Below are 15,156 nucleotides of genomic sequence, written 5' to 3'. Positions count from 1 at the left end.
GCTAAAAATCACGGCATTAAGCCCGGATGATTTAGACTTATTTTTCATAAATTTGATAAACCTCCCCTTCGATACAGCTCTGGATTTAAACTGCGACGGCCATGCTGAAAAGGGCTTTGTTCTTCATTCTTCTTGCATTTTCCGGAATTTGCCAGGCCAATAGCATCCTGATCCCAATGGACCAGCTGCAGACCAACCATTTGAAAGCATACGGCCTGGCGTATGTTCTGCTGAAAGGGGAAATTGACGTTGACTGGCTGCTCAACTATCGGGGCGGCAGCTTTATGGTGCAGTACAGCAAAACCATTGAAAATGAATGCAAGCTGCGGGCAATTTCCTATGAGGTCCTTTCCAATGCTGCAAGCCAGCAGATCGTTGCTGAGATCAGCAATCCAAATGTCAATATGGACGTCGTAAAGCTGCATAAAGCGGCAAAAATCGCTGTGTACTCACCTATCAAGATCAGTCCGGCAGAGTTTGAAAATACAGATGCCGTGCTGCTGGTGCTGAAATATGCAGAGATCCCTTTTGATGTGGTTTATGATGAAGAAATCCTGCGCGGCGATCTGCCGAAATACGATTGGCTGCATTTGCACCATGAAGATTTCACCGGGCAGTTTGGAAAAAACCTGCGCCGTACTACCCAGGCCGACATTCAGGCGCAGGAAGCAATTGCAAGCCGGTTTGGATATGCCAAGGTTTCGCAGATGAAGCTGGCAGTGGCCAAATCCATCAAGGAGTTCTGTGCCGGCGGAGGATTTTTGTTTGCCATGTGCTCCGGGGCCGAGACTTTCGATATTGCACTGGCAGCCGAGGGCGTGGACATTGTTGACAACATGGATGGTGATGGGATTGATCCGGATGCGCAGTCGAAGCTGGATTTTGATAAAACCTTTGCATTTCAAAACTTCAAATTGCAGCTCGACGAGTACGACGGGATGAACTTTTCGGATATCAACTCATCGGCGGGCCGGTTCCGCGGCTGGGGCGAAAGCAATGAATATTTCAGTTTGTTTGATTTTTCTGCAAAATGGGACGTCATACCCGCTATGCTCGTCCAGAACCATGAACATCTTGTCCGGGAGTTCTTTGGCCAGACTACGGCGTTTTCCAAATACACGATCAAACCCAGTGTGCTGGTAATGGGTACCAGTAGCTCGTCTGACCGGTACATCTATGGGGAACTCGGACGCGGGCAATGGACATTTTACGGCGGACACGATCCGGAGGGGCGCGGAGGAGGGGGTCGCCGGATGCCGACAGATCTTAATTTATATCCCAACTCCCCGGGTTATAGGCTCATCCTGAACAATGTACTCTTTCCTTCGGCTCGCAAGAAGAAGCGCAAGACCTGAGCCGCAGCATTGGGGATTCACAGGATTTTGGCTAGTTTTACCCTAAACCGACATGCTATGACCCCTATAACGAACATCAATCAGCTCGACCTGAACGGTACATACACTTACGCCGACTACCTGCTATGGCGCTTTGAAGAGCGCCTGGAACTGATCAAAGGCCGCATTTTCAAAATGTCGCCTGCGCCCAATGTACGGCACCAGCGGATTTCTACCCAGCTTCAAGGCAGGCTTTTCAATTATCTGAAAGGACAATCCTGTGACCTGTTCAGCGCACCTTTTGATGTGAGACTCTCCAGTTCCAAAAAGTTGTCGAACTCCAATCCGGAAATATATACGGTTGTGCAGCCTGATTTGTGTGTCGTTTGTGATGCATCAAAACTCGATGAACGTGGCTGCCTGGGTGCGCCTGACCTGATTGTGGAAATCCTTTCGCCTGGTAATTCGCGCAAGGAAATGGACCTGAAATTTCAGCTGTATGAAGAATGCGGCGTGCGGGAGTACTGGCTGGTAGAGCCGGTTGAAAATGCCGTATTTGTCTACGTCCTGAATGATATGGGCGTATATGTCGGGCTGAAACCCGCAGTTTCCACGCTGCGCTCCTACATCTTCCCGGACATGGAAATCGACCTCGAAAAGGTTTTTGCGTAATCAGCTTTTCAAATACCTGACGATCATACTGCCGGTACGTTGCGATGCGCCGGAATCTCCTACTTTCTGCCGAAGCGCAGCATAATCTGATTTCATGCGGGCCTGATCCTGGCCACCGGGCAGGATCTTTTTCAATTCACTGACAAGCATCTCTTCATTCAGATCGTGCTGGATCAGCTCGCGTACCGTCTCTTTTTCCATGATCAGGTTGACCAGCGAAATGTAGGGAACACGGATAAGCCTTTTGGCTACGGCGTAGGAGATTGTACTGGTTTTGTAACAAACAATTTCAGGCACACCGAGCAGTGCCGTTTCCAGCGTAGCAGTACCCGAAGTTACCAATGCAGCCTCTGCATTGACCAGCAGATCATAGGTAGCTTCATAAACGATGGATACACCCGCATTTGCGAGATATTGCTCATATAGAGATGCAGGCAGGCTATTTACACCTGCGATAACAAACTGATATGCGGGAAAATGCGGCCGCACTGCCAGCATCACGTTCAGCATTCCCTCGATTTCCTGCCGCCTGCTGCCCGGGAGCAATGCAATGATCGGCTTGCTGCTATCCAGGTTATTTTTTGCCCGGAACGCCGGATCAGGCGTAAATGCCTTAATCGCGTCCATCAAGGGATTACCCACATAGTCGACCTTAAAGTCGTACTTTTTATAAAAATCTACCTCAAACGGGAAGATTACGAACATGCGGTCGACAGTCTCTTTAATTTTCCAGGCACGCCGCTGGTTCCAGGCCCATACCTTGGGGGATATGTAATAAAAGACCTTTAAGCCCCGCGATTTGGCAAAAGCTGCGATACGAAGATTAAATCCCGGATAATCAATGAGGATCAGCGCATCGGGCTGCCAGGAAAGGATATCGGACTTACACTTTTTCAGAAACCCCCGGATCGTGCCCAGGTTTTTGGCGACCTCCCAAAATCCCATAAAAGCCGTATCCTTATAGTGTGTAACGAGCTTCATGTGCTCAACTTGCATCATATCACCTCCCCACCCCCGGAACTCGGCCTCCGGATCGCTGGCACGAATGCCCTTGATCAGGTTGGAGCCGTGCAGGTCGCCGGAACGCTCACCGGCTATGAGGTAGTACTTCATTCAGTTTTGAGGGAGTGAGTTAGTGAGTTCGTGATTGAGTTTTTGAGTTATTAACCGTAGTACTCGACGAAGTTTTTGGGGGTTTCGATGAGTTTGATGTAGTGCAGCTTGGCGTCAGCGGATACTGCTGAGATTGCGGGAGCAAGGATTTTCCAGATTTCGGTCACGAATATTTCACAGGAAGCCATTTTTCCCTGCATGAAGTCCACGTCAAGGTTCAGGTTCTTGTGGTCAACCTTATCAACAATTTTCTCCTTGATCAAATCTCCAAGCACTTTCAGGTCAATCACAAAGCCGGTATCAGGATCAGGTTTTCCCTTTACCGTAACAATCAGCTCAAAATTATGTCCATGCCAGTTGTTATTGGCGCAAGGGCCAAATACCTCCTGATTCCGCTCGTCTGACCACGCCGGGTTAAAAAGTCGGTGTGCCGCATTGAAATGCTCCTTTCTGGTTACATAAATCATAATTCTCCTTCAACCTTGGTAAACTGAATGCAAAATTACAGCTTGTATGCTTAGTTTTACATTTTAACAGCCTGAGAACTGGAAAAAATCCAATTTCAGGCATTTTCCTGCAAGCAGATCTCGTAAAATCAAGGCACTTACCCGGCATTTGTTTTACCATTTAAACCATTGATCTCCACTATGATAATTGTTACAGGTGCAGCCGGATTCATCGGCAGCGGGCTTATCAGCCGCCTTAATCAGGATGGTTTTAAAAGTATCATCGCCGTGGATGATTTTTCCAAAACGGAAAAGACCGGAAACCTGGAAGGCAAAACAATCCTTCAGAAAGTAGAACGAACCGACCTAGCGACGTGGCTCGACGAGCACTACCGCGATGTTGAATTTATCTTTCACATCGGCGCACGCACGGATACGACCGAGTTTGACAAGCATATTTTTGACGAACTCAATGTCAATTATTCCAAAATGATCTGGGAAAAATGCGTGGCCTACCAGCTTCCGCTGGTGTACGCATCCTCAGCAGCTACCTATGGTTTGGGAGAGCATGGCTACGACGACGATGAGTCGGCCATCGGCGGATTGAAACCGCTCAACCCTTACGGAGATTCCAAGAACGAATTTGATAAGTGGGCCCTGCAGCAGGAGAAAAAACCGTTTTTCTGGGCAGGGTTGAAGTTTTTCAATGTATATGGCCCCAACGAGTACCACAAAGGCAGAATGGCATCGGTCATTTTCCATGCCTATAACCAGATCAATGCAACGGGTAAAATGAAGCTTTTCAGATCCCACCATCCTGATTACAGGGACGGAGAACAAATGCGTGATTTTATTTACGTCAAAGACCTGATCGATGTTTGTATATTCCTGATGCACCATCGGAAAAATCCGGGTATTTACAACCTGGGAAGCGGGCAGGCACGGACTTTCAAAGACCTGGTCACCAGCACCTTTGAAGCTATGGGCAAGCAACCCGACATCTCGTATATTGATACACCGGCGGATATCAGGGACAAATACCAGTATTTCACAGAAGCAAACATGGCAAAACTGCGCAGTATCGGCTACGAAAACCCATTTACCTCCCTGGAAGATGGCATCCGCGACTATGTGCAGCAATACCTGGCGACGCACACCTACCTATAAAGGTCCGGGCCGGGTTCCACAAGCGGTTTCTCAGCAATTTTGCGTATTTTTGACGCTCAAAACAAACTCTATCCCGGTTGTATATGTTACCCTTTAGCATAACACAGGGTGATAATTGAAAGACTATGAGCAAAGAAGAAGAATTGTTGGAAGAAATCACCAGTTCGGAATACAAATATGGTTTTGTAACGGATATCGAGGCGGATGAAGCTCCGGCGGGGTTGAATGATGATATCGTCCGCTTTATCTCTGCCAAGAAAAACGAACCCGAATGGATGCTGCAGTGGAGGCTGAAAGCCTATCATATGTGGCTGAACATGGAAGAGCCTCAATGGCCTAATGTGCATTACCCGAAAATTGATTTTCAGGCCATTAAATATTACTCCGCTCCGAAAAAGAAAAAAGCGGTTGAAAGCATTGACGACATTGACCCCGAGCTGCGCGATACTTTCGAAAGGCTGGGCATTTCATTGAATGAACAAAAGAGGATTTCCGGAATTGCGGTTGATGCCGTGATGGACTCGGAGTCGGTTTTTACGACATTCAAGGGTACGCTCAAAGAAAAAGGAATTATTTTCTGCTCAATCAGCGAGGCAATCCGCGAGCATCCTGACCTGATCAGGAAATACCTGGGATCGGTGGTACCGCCCAAAGACAATTATTATGCAGCGCTTAACTCGGCTGTATTTTCCGACGGATCTTTCGTATACATTCCAAAAGGTGTTCGCTGCCCGATGGAGCTCTCGACTTACTTCCGCATCAATGCGGCAGGTACCGGGCAGTTTGAGCGTACACTGATCGTGGGAGATGAAGACAGCCATGTCAGCTATCTCGAAGGTTGTACTGCACCTATGCGGGACGAAAACCAGTTGCATGCGGCCGTAGTTGAGATTTTTGCGCATGAGAATGCAAATGTTAAATACTCGACCGTTCAGAACTGGTATCCTGGCGACAAGGATGGTAAAGGGGGTATTTACAACTTTGTAACCAAACGCGGACTTTGCGATGGTGCAGGTTCCAAGATCTCCTGGACGCAGGTGGAAACCGGCTCAGCGATCACCTGGAAATATCCGTCTGTGATCCTGAAAGGCGATAACTCAATCGGTGAATTCTACTCGGTAGCAGTGACCAATAACATGCAGCAGGCTGATACAGGTACCAAAATGATCCACGTTGGTAAAAATACCAAAAGCAGGATTGTTTCCAAAGGTATCTCTGCCGGTAAAAGCCAGAACTCCTACCGCGGACTTGTGCAGGTTTTTAAAAGAGCAGAAAAGGCCCGTAACTTTTCACAATGCGACTCGTTGTTGCTGGGTGATAAATGCGGAGCCCATACATTCCCGTACATCGAGGTGAGCAATCCTTCTGCAACTGTCGAGCACGAGGCAACTACTTCAAAAATTGGTGAAGACATTCTTTTTTACTGCAACCAGCGGGGTATTCCTACGGAGCAGGCAGTAGCATTGATCGTAAATGGTTATGCAAAAGAGGTGTTAAACCAGCTTCCGATGGAGTTTGCGGTAGAAGCCCAGAAATTACTTGAGATCAGTCTGGAAGGCAGCGTAGGCTAGCAGAACGATCCTCTTTTTACCCGATTAAATCCTGAAAGCCTTTGATTCGTCAGAGGCTTTTTGTATTTTATTGATCTTACCGAATGATTCACTAACGCTAAACCTTCATGACGCACGTTCCCCAGCTGATCGTAGACCTTTCCTTAATACTCACAATGGCGGGTATCATTACCCTTATTTTCAAGAAATTGAAACAGCCCATTGTGCTAGGCTACATACTGGCGGGATTACTTGTTGGTCCTAACTTTCATCTTTTTCCCACCATCACGGATATCAAGACGATCGAGATCTGGGCTGAGATCGGGGTAATTTTCCTTCTCTTTAACCTGGGTTTGGAATTCAGCTTCAAGAAGCTGGTGAAAGTAGGAAGTACTGCTGCAATTACAGGTTTATTTGAAGTTACACTGATGCTAGTGACGGGCTTTGTGACGGGCCAGCTGCTGGGCTGGGACAAAACCAACAGCCTCTTTCTGGGCGGAATTATCGCGATCTCGTCCACGACCATTATCTTCCGGGCATTTGACGAATTGGGCCTGAAAACGCAGCAATTCACAAGAGTAGTACTGGGGATACTGGTGATCGAGGACCTTACCGCCGTGTTGCTGATGGTGTTACTTTCCACCTTGTCCATCAGCCAGCAGTTTGCAGGTTATGAGCTCCTGCAGTCCATTGCCAAGTTGTTCTTCTTTCTTACGCTGTGGTTTCTCGGGGGCATATTCGTCTTTCCAACCCTGCTTCGCCGCTACCGTAACCTGATGAACGACGAAAGTGTACTGATCACCTCCATAGCCTTGTGTTTCGGGATGGTGTTTCTTGTGACAAAAGCAGGGTTTTCAGCTGCACTGGGTGCATTTATCATGGGCTCGATCCTGGCGGAGACCACCCACGCCGAAAAGATAGAACACCTGCTCAAACCCGTCAAAGACCTTTTCGGGGCTATATTCTTTATTTCAGTAGGAATGCTTATTAATCCGGGGCTGCTTGTGCAGTACGCCGTGCCTACTGCCATCCTGGTGTTCGTTGTTATTTTTGGTAAAACGATTTTCGTGACCCTGGGCGCAGTCATCTCGGGCCAGCCTTTGAAGCAGTCGCTGCAATCGGGTATGAGCCTTTCGCAAATCGGTGAATTCTCATTCATTATTGCCAACCTTGGAGTGGCCTTAAAAGTTACCGGTGATTTCCTCTACCCCATTGCAGTCGGCGTATCCGTGATCACCACATTTACCACCCCCTACATGATGAAAGCCTCAGAGCCGCTGTACGACTGGCTCGACGGGGTACTGCCTGAAAAATGGCGGCTTTATCTTAACAGGTACAGTACAAGTACCGGAGGCATTTCACAAACCACCCACTGGAACCTGATCCTGAAATCCTATGCACAAACGGTTATACTCAACACAGTTGTTATTGTAGCTGTCACGCTGGCTGCATCCCGCCAGCTTGCCGACTTGCTGCACACGCATGTCCCCGAAACCTTCCTGACGAATTCGGTGCTGGCTGTTATCACCTTCCTGCTGATCGCACCGTTTTTGTGGGCATTGGTTTTCAAAAGATCGAACAGGAAAGCCTACTCGTCTATCTGGCTGCACAGAAAATACAGCCGCGGGCCGCTCCTGCTGCTGGAACTCTCGCGCGTAGTCATTGCAGTGATCCTGATGGGCTTTTTACTGAGATCTTTCTTCTCTACTCCTACTACCCTGACCATTGCAGCCGCGATCATGCTGCTATGTTTTAGTGTTTTCTACCGCCGTCTGCAGCAATTTTACAGTCGCATTGAAGATCGTTTTCTGCAGAACCTGAATGCACGCCAGCTGGAAGGCAGCGGCAAGTCAAGGAGGATATTGCTTCCCTGGGACGCTCACTTTGCATTTCTGGAAGTAAGTGCAGATTCGTCCCTGATTGGCAAAAGCCTGCAGGATCTGGCCATACGCGAAAAATTCGGCATTAATGTGGTCTTGATTGAAAGAGGAAGCAAGACGATCCAGCTGCCCAGGCCCACCGAGGTACTGTATCCATGTGACAGGATTGAGGTAATCGGGACCGACGATCAGCTGGATGAGTTCCGGAAACATATTGAAGTAAGTACCAATGGAGACGCCTATATGGCTCCGGAAGAAAGCGTGGTACTGGAAAGAATTGAGGTTAAAAGCATTTATAACATACGCGGCAAGTCTATCCGCAACAGCCAGATCCGTGAGAAAACCCAGGGAATGATCGTCGGACTGGAAAGAAATGGCGAGCGTATCCTGAATCCCGACTCTTCCATGATCATTGAAAATGGCGACGTGCTGTGGATCGCCGGTGACCGTGAGCTGATCAGGGAGTTTGTAAACCTGAAAAACGCCAATAACGAAGAAGAAGCGGAAGTTATCTCCTGAGCAAGCCCTGCAAACCTCCGGTATGTACCGCTACAATGGTAGCATTGGTGAGATTTCCTTTTTCAATAAGATCAAAAAGCCCGTAGAACATTTTTGCAGTGTACACCTGTTCAAGCTGGATCTGATTTTCTTCTTTGAACTTGTCCATAAATGCAAGCAGGTGTTCATTCCACCGGGCATAGCCGCCAAAATGGTAATCTGTATAAAAGGTTAGCCTGCCATAATCAGGCACATCGGTGAGCAGCTTTGTAATATCTTTTTGTAAAAAACCGCCACCCTTTAACGCAGAAAAAGCAAGCACATCTGCATGCGCTGCCATGATCCCGGCTGCTGTACCACCGGTACCGGCCGCCACGGCGAAGTAGTCGGGCTGGAAACCCAGCTGATTTTTCACCTCTTCTACCATTTCCCCTACCCCCTTCAACGCCAGATCTGACGTACCGCCCTCGGGAATGATAAAGGGCTTGTCAAACTGTGTTTCAAGCTCAGAAAGGAAGTTGGCGCTGGTACGCAGCCTGTATTTCTCACGCGAAATAAAATGGAGTTTCATCCCCCGCTCCCGGCAAAACTGCAGTGTGTGCGTTTCGTTCAATGCATAGTCTTCTCCCCGTACCATTCCGATCGTTTCAAACTCCAGTGCAGCTCCGGCGGCAGCTACTGCATACAAATGATTTGAAAAAGCACCACCGAATGTCAGCAGTGTGGTGGCACCTGACTCCCGTGCTGCGAGAAGGCTGTACTTAAGTTTACGCCACTTATTGCCGGAAACATACGGATGAATGAGGTCGTCGCGCTTGATGTACAGGCGTATACCTGCATTCCGGGTTAGTTCATTTGAGAGCTCCTGCAGGGGCGTCGGCAGGGAGGAACCTGTTAAGTCCACTTTATTTGATATTTTTGTTTTACTACCAACAAGAAAAAAATGTCGCAGGATACTGCTGAAATACTTCCGGAAGAAGACGATCTGTACGAGCATTACCGCATTGTTGCCGATAAAGGCCAGGGATTGATCCGGCTCGACAAGTTCCTGAACCTGCATGTAGCCAATGCATCGCGGACAAAAATACAAAACGGAATTGACGCAGAAGCTGTGAAGGTGAATGGGCAGGCTACCAAAGCCAGCTACAAGGTAAAGCCCCTCGATGTAATTACGCTTTCACTGCCCGAGCCGCCTAGGGACACTGAAATTATTCCGGAGGACATTCCTTTGGACATTATTTATGAGGATGACGTGTTGCTGGTGGTTAATAAGCCAGCCGGAATGGTGGTACACCCCGCTTATGGTAACTGGACCGGCACGCTGATCAATGCATTGGTGTACCACTTTCAGCATTTACCTACCGGACGGAATGGTGAAGGCCGGCCCGGCCTTGTACACCGGATTGATAAGGATACATCCGGACTCCTCGTGATTGCAAAAACCGAATTTGCCATGTCGTTCCTGGCAGGCCAGTTTGCCGATCACAGTATTGAGCGCACTTACAATGCCATTATCTGGGGAGAGCCCAAGGAACCCAAAGGAACCATTACCGGTCACGTAGGCCGGAGTGTGCGTGATCGCAAGGTCATGGACGTATACCTTGACGGTACCCATGGTAAGCATGCGGTAACCCACTATGAGGTTCTGCGCCAGCTCAGGTATGTTTCTTTGGTAAAATGCAACCTTGAAACCGGCCGTACACACCAGATCAGGATACATATGAAGCACCTGGGACATCCGATTTTCAATGATCCTGTTTATGGGGGCGACAAGGTACTCCGGGGGAATTCGGTAGGAAGTTACAAGGCCATGGTAGAAAGTTGCTTTAAGCTGCTGCCCGGACAGGCACTGCATGCACGCTCACTCGGCTTTATACATCCTGCAACCCGGAAATGGATTCAGTTTGACTCCGAGCTGCCGGTAGGCTTTCAGGAGATCCTCAGCAAGTGGGAAACCTTTGTAAACCCCTGAATGGGCTAGTATATTTCCCTTTCGGGGGTGTTTTAATGATAAATACAAAACTATGACTGTAATAACCCGCCAGGGAACCCTTGAAGATATACCCGCTATTTTTGAGCTTGTAAAGGAGCTTGCCATTTATGAGCGTGCGCTCAATCAGGTATCAAATACGCCCGAGAAAATGGCGCGGGATTACAAAGATAAACTTTACGATTTTTTTGTGGCGGAACACGATTCCAAAATTGTCGGACTGTGCCTCTACTATTTCCGGTACTCAACCTGGAAAGGGAAACGCCTGTATATGGAAGATATTATCGTAACGGAATCCATGCGGGGAAACGGGATCGGCAAAATCCTTTTTGATGCAACAGTTGCCGCTGCCAAGCAAACCGGCTGTACCGGCATGCTTTGGCAGGTGCTCGACTGGAACACTTCTGCAGTAGGCTTCTACCGCAAGTACGGCACCAATTTCGATAACGAATGGATCAACTGCAGTCTCGATTTCTGAGACTGCTACTGCAGTAAATCCGGGCGGCGTTCACGGGTTCTTTTTACAGATTGCTCATGCCGCCAGGATTCAATTTTAGCTTCATGCCCGGACATTAAAATTTCCGGAACCTTGTGACCTTCAAAATCTGCCGGTCTGGTGTAAACAGGCGGTGCCAGCAGGTCGTCCTGAAAAGAATCCGTTAATGCCGACGTTTCATCATTTAGTACACCCGGCAGCAGGCGGATTATTGCATCGGAAAGTACTGCAGCGGCAAGTTCACCTCCGGAGAGTACATAGTCCCCAATGCTTATTTCCATGGTTACAAAAAGATCACGCACACGCTGGTCCACACCTTTGTAATGCCCGCAGATCATCATCAGGTTACCTTTCAGGGAAAGCCTGTTAACCATGCCCTGCTGCATCAGCTCACCGTCGGGAGTAAGATAAATGATCTCGTCATAACTCCTCTCCTGCTGCAACTTTCTGATACATCCTGCAATCGGCTCTATCTGCAGCACCATACCTGCTCCCCCGCCAAATGCGTAATCGTCAATCGTACGGTGCTTGTTAGTGGAATAATCCCTTATGTCATGAACCACCACTTCGGCAAAGCCCGCCTGCTGAGCGCGTTTCAGGATTGAATGCGCAAAAAAGCTATCGAGTAAGCTCGGGACGCATGATAGAATATCAATCCGCATCGTCGGGAGTGTTGTCAGATTCATTGTCCAGATATACTTCCAGCAGACCTTCGGGAAGATTAACGATCAGCTTCTGTTGCTGCTTGTCAGCCCTGAGCACGATATCGTCAGCAGTCGGTATAAGCACTTCCGAACCCTGGTAATCCATAGCGATAAGATCTTGGCCATTCAGGGAATATACCTCGCGTACAATCCCAAGTTCTCCCCGGGTTTCGTCCACAACCTGGTACCCTTTAATCTCATGATAATAAAATTGGTCACCTTCGAGTTCTGCAAGCTCATCCAGCGGCAGGTAAAGTGAGTTACCTACCAATGCCTGCGCTTTTTCAATGGTATCAACATCTTCAAATGCTACGATAGCATTGCTCTGTTTCTGAATATTAAGGTCGTCAATAAAATAAGGCACCAACTCCCCTTTTACCTCCACATACACGGATTCGAGGCCTTCGTATTCCTCCGGATAGTCCACGTCAAGGTAAATGACCACATTACCGCTGACACCGTGTGTACGGAGAATGTAGCCGAGCAAATAACAATTATCCTGTTTCACCAGTATGAATGTCTTAGACTTGTTTATAAAAAATATGAGTCTGTACGGAAGCACCGACAGACCCATAAAAACTGTATTTCGAAGTATTGCTTATTCTGCCGATTCTTCGGTTGCAGCTGTTGTTGTTTCGTCGGCACCTTCGGCGCTAACTTCCGTTTCCGGCTCAGCAACTTCCTCAGCAGGAGGCGTATTTTTCTTGGCGATTGCTTCTGCACGCGACTGGCTAACTTTACGTTCAGCGTCCAGTTTGGCTTGTTTTTCAGCATCTTTCTTCTGAGCCAATGTATCCGCTGCAGTAGTTTTACGGTCAGTTTTAGAGCCTTTCCACTCTTCAAAGCGAGCGTCAGCAACTTCCTGCGTAATAGCTCCTTTGTTTACTCCCACCTGAAGGTGCTTGCGGAGCATTACTCCTTCATGCTGAAGAATCGACTTCGCTGTATCCGTAGGCTGAGCTCCTTTTAGAAGCCAATCCACAGCTTTGCTTGATTCCAGTACGATGGAAGCAGGATTTGAATTCGGGTTGTAAATACCCAGTTTCTCAATAAAGCGACCATCACGTGGTGCTCTGGCATCTGCGACAACGATATCGTAAATCGCTTTCTTTTTGCGTCCACGACGCGCTAACCTGATTTTAACTGCCATTTCTTATTTTGGTTATTTGCGGGAACTCGTCCCTTAATTAAACAGGGTGCAAATGTACTGATTTTCTTTCTATAAAGATGTACACCCATAAAAAAAGGGAGGCTTTAAGCCTCCCTTTTCGAAGTATGTTTTTGTCCGGCTATCTGCGGAAACCAGCAGGATAAGTAGAGCGGATCGTGTTCATCGGCAGGATTTTGATCTCTACACGACGGTTAGACTGCAAACCTTCCACTGTTGTATTCTCAGCGATCGGGCGATATTCACCGTAATATTCTGTAAGAATACGGCTAGGATCCTGCAAGCCTGCACGGATAATGAATCTCTTGGCAGCGTCAACCCTGCGGCGTGATAGCCCTACGTTGTAGTTGTCAGAAGCACGTGCATCCGTGTGTCCTACCAGTACAATGCGGCAGTTGGTACGCATGTTCAGAAGTTCCACAACCTTGCTCAATGTCTCTTTTGAAGGATTGCGGATGATCGCTTTATCCGTATCGAATTCGATGTTGCTGAACAATGCTTCGCACTCGTCTTTAGGCAGATTGTTTTTGATTGCGTCGCGGATGATCTTATCCAGATCCATAGCTACACCACCACCTGATACTACACTTCCAGCAGGAGTGTTAGGCTCTTTGTCAAACAAATCGGCTACGCTGTCACCATCAGAGTCAGTATAAAGGCGTGGATCAACCGGCTTGGGCATATTAGCCTTCGCGATAGAATCCGCATCGTTCATTGTAGGATTGTAAGGAACCGGAATTAGTGACTGAGGATTAGTCCAGCGCAGGTGGTAGCGGCCGGCAGCAGCGTCATATTTTCCACCTTTGGCACGTACTGCATTTTTACCCAGCTTGTAAGTCAGTGCCAGGTTCAGCATTCCGTAAGCATCATTTTTAGATTCACCCTTTGCAAACGTCCAGATGCCTTGCTGGGTAGTATAATCGCTCAATCCGCCCACAGTTGCATCCATTTTCTCGGTATTCACAAAGTTGTGCGTGTAATCAATACCAAGATCAAAACGTGAAGAAAGTTCGTAGTGAACTGTCAGTCCGGTTGGAACAACCCATTCACGGGTGTACGTTGAACCATTACGTTCCCACTCACCTGCTGTTTTAGAGCTTGCATCCGAGTTGGTGGAGAAGCTGCCGGTAAGGCCACGGGTAACGTTTGTATAGTCTACGTCAGTGTGGTAATAAATGATACCGCCACCCAAGTGTGCATCCACTTTCCATCTGCGCATCTTTTTGTATCCGAAAAGCAGACGTGAAAGATTGGCAGTTCCGTCCAGTGTAACCTGTACAAAAGAAGGGCTGTTGAAAGTTGCATTATAAACGTTTCCTGACAAAGAGCTCACATGACCATCCTTGGAACCCTGCAGACGACCATTGTAACCAACAAGCTGAATTCCAAAAATCGGTGAAAGCTGCTTGTTGACCGAAAGACCCCATCCGCCGGTAAGCACTTCATTGTCTCCGCGTTTGAAGCCGTTGTATTGCGATAAATCTCCGAAGAATTTTGTTATACCCCCATAACCTGTGATGGACCAGGTATTCATTTTATTGGGTCCTTCGTACGATCTGTTTTGGGCAAACGTACTTGAACTCAGCAGGGACAAACAAAGTAAAGCAACGTAAAGATTCTTTCTCTTCATGGGAAACACCAGTTATGTGATTCAAATATTCACTGTTAATTAACTCAAAATCAGAAAAGAACAAGCCTGTAAGCCGGATTCTGTACCTTTCATTGAACTAAGTCGACAAAAGTTCCTGCCATTTATCCAGGATTCCGGTCACCCGGAACCTCTAACGATCTACCCGTGCCGGCGTCTTGAAGACGGGGACGAGTAACCCCACAAACCAGCACCTATTTGATCTTTCAGCCCGTAAGGTTTACCGTGCCTCTGCGGTCACCCGGAGAGCGGTGGGCTCTTACCCCACCTTTTCACCCTTACCTCAGCATAAAATTTTATGCCAAGGCGGTATAATTTTCTGTGGCACTTGCTGTCAGCAAACCGTTTCCGGCGTGCTGCCTTCCCGTTAGGAAGTACGGTACTCTGCGCTGTCCGGACTTTCCTCCCCGGTCTAAAAAACCGCGGCGGCAGGACGGCTTATTCCCTTCCGTTGCGCACAAAGCTAAGAAATACTTTCGTTCGTTCGGCA

14 protein-coding genes and 1 other RNA gene are annotated in these 15,156 nt (G+C 48.0%); 7 read left to right on the top strand and 8 right to left on the bottom strand.

Features of this window, described 5'->3' with window-relative positions; all coding sequences use genetic code 11:
* The first annotated feature begins 101 nt into the window (after nt 1-101).
* Both HWI92_RS24705 and HWI92_RS24700 read left to right on the top strand, forming a co-directional pair.
* Nucleotides 102-1,355 carry an asparagine synthetase B gene (locus HWI92_RS24705; protein ID WP_204660071.1) on the top strand — a complete coding sequence of 418 codons (1,254 nt, stop codon included), beginning with the start codon at nt 102-104 and terminating at the stop codon, nt 1,353-1,355.
* A gap of 57 nt (nt 1,356-1,412) precedes the next feature.
* Nucleotides 1,413-2,006, top strand: coding sequence for a Uma2 family endonuclease (locus HWI92_RS24700; protein ID WP_204660070.1), 594 nt, complete (start codon nt 1,413-1,415; stop codon nt 2,004-2,006).
* Here the strand turns inward: HWI92_RS24700 and lpxB are convergent, their stop codons facing one another.
* Both lpxB and HWI92_RS24690 read right to left on the bottom strand, forming a co-directional pair.
* Nucleotides 2,007-3,119: a lipid-A-disaccharide synthase gene (gene lpxB, locus HWI92_RS24695; RefSeq protein ID WP_204660069.1), complete on the bottom strand. Its 1,113-nt coding sequence runs from the start codon at nt 3,117-3,119 to the stop codon at nt 2,007-2,009.
* A gap of 50 nt (nt 3,120-3,169) precedes the next feature.
* A complete protein-coding gene (locus HWI92_RS24690; protein ID WP_204660068.1) occupies nt 3,170-3,586 on the bottom strand; it encodes a 6-pyruvoyl trahydropterin synthase family protein in 417 nt (138 codons plus the stop codon).
* A 180-nt stretch (nt 3,587-3,766) separates the two neighbouring features.
* On the opposite strand from HWI92_RS24690, the gene rfaD reads away from it, so the two are divergent.
* The 3 genes from rfaD (at nt 3,767) to HWI92_RS24675 (ending at nt 8,681) form a co-directional block, all read left to right on the top strand.
* A complete protein-coding gene (gene rfaD / locus HWI92_RS24685; protein WP_204660067.1) occupies nt 3,767-4,732 on the top strand; it encodes an ADP-glyceromanno-heptose 6-epimerase in 966 nt (321 codons plus the stop codon).
* 125 nt (nt 4,733-4,857) lie between these two features.
* Entirely contained in the window at nt 4,858-6,303 is a 1,446-nt protein-coding gene (sufB, locus tag HWI92_RS24680; RefSeq protein ID WP_204660066.1) for a Fe-S cluster assembly protein SufB, read from the top strand.
* 107 nt (nt 6,304-6,410) lie between these two features.
* On the top strand, nt 6,411-8,681 hold the full coding sequence (locus HWI92_RS24675) for a cation:proton antiporter domain-containing protein (RefSeq protein ID WP_204660065.1): 2,271 nt from the start codon (nt 6,411-6,413) through the stop codon (nt 8,679-8,681).
* Here the strand turns inward: HWI92_RS24675 and HWI92_RS24670 are convergent.
* On the bottom strand, nt 8,671-9,564 hold the full coding sequence (locus HWI92_RS24670; protein WP_229248600.1) for a 1-aminocyclopropane-1-carboxylate deaminase/D-cysteine desulfhydrase: 894 nt from the start codon (nt 9,562-9,564) through the stop codon (nt 8,671-8,673). The genes HWI92_RS24675 and HWI92_RS24670 overlap by 11 nt on opposite strands.
* A 39-nt stretch (nt 9,565-9,603) precedes the next feature.
* On the opposite strand from HWI92_RS24670, the gene HWI92_RS24665 reads away from it, so the two are divergent.
* Nucleotides 9,604-10,632, top strand: a complete 1,029-nt coding sequence (locus HWI92_RS24665) for an RluA family pseudouridine synthase (RefSeq protein ID WP_204660063.1) — start codon at nt 9,604-9,606, stop codon at nt 10,630-10,632.
* Nucleotides 10,633-10,684: 52 nt separating this feature from the next.
* Complete coding sequence (locus HWI92_RS24660; RefSeq protein ID WP_204660062.1) at nt 10,685-11,128, top strand: GNAT family N-acetyltransferase; 444 nt, start codon at nt 10,685-10,687, stop codon at nt 11,126-11,128.
* A gap of 5 nt (nt 11,129-11,133) precedes the next feature.
* On the opposite strand, the gene trmD is transcribed toward HWI92_RS24660, so the two are convergent.
* From trmD to rnpB, 5 genes are all read right to left on the bottom strand, one after another.
* Nucleotides 11,134-11,808, bottom strand: coding sequence for a tRNA (guanosine(37)-N1)-methyltransferase TrmD (gene trmD, locus HWI92_RS24655; RefSeq protein WP_204664853.1), 675 nt, complete (start codon nt 11,806-11,808; stop codon nt 11,134-11,136).
* Nucleotides 11,798-12,358: a ribosome maturation factor RimM gene (rimM, locus tag HWI92_RS24650; RefSeq protein ID WP_204660061.1), complete on the bottom strand. Its 561-nt coding sequence runs from the start codon at nt 12,356-12,358 to the stop codon at nt 11,798-11,800. The genes trmD and rimM overlap by 11 nt, the downstream gene beginning before the upstream one ends.
* Nucleotides 12,359-12,448: 90 nt before the next feature.
* Complete coding sequence (locus HWI92_RS24645; protein WP_204660060.1) at nt 12,449-13,000, bottom strand: 30S ribosomal protein S16; 552 nt, start codon at nt 12,998-13,000, stop codon at nt 12,449-12,451.
* 139 nt (nt 13,001-13,139) lie between these two features.
* Nucleotides 13,140-14,648, bottom strand: a complete 1,509-nt coding sequence (locus HWI92_RS24640; protein WP_204660059.1) for an OmpA family protein — start codon at nt 14,646-14,648, stop codon at nt 13,140-13,142.
* A 53-nt stretch (nt 14,649-14,701) separates the two neighbouring features.
* Nucleotides 14,702-15,111: RNase P RNA component class A (gene rnpB, locus HWI92_RS24635), an RNA gene on the bottom strand.
* Nucleotides 15,112-15,156: the final 45 nt, after the last annotated feature.

It is taken from the genome of Dyadobacter sandarakinus (assembly GCF_016894445.1).
GTDB classification, from domain to species: Bacteria; Bacteroidota; Bacteroidia; order Cytophagales; family Spirosomataceae; genus Dyadobacter; species Dyadobacter sandarakinus.
Note: the sequence above shows the minus strand (reverse complement) of the source record. Positions and strands in the feature narration are given on the sequence as shown.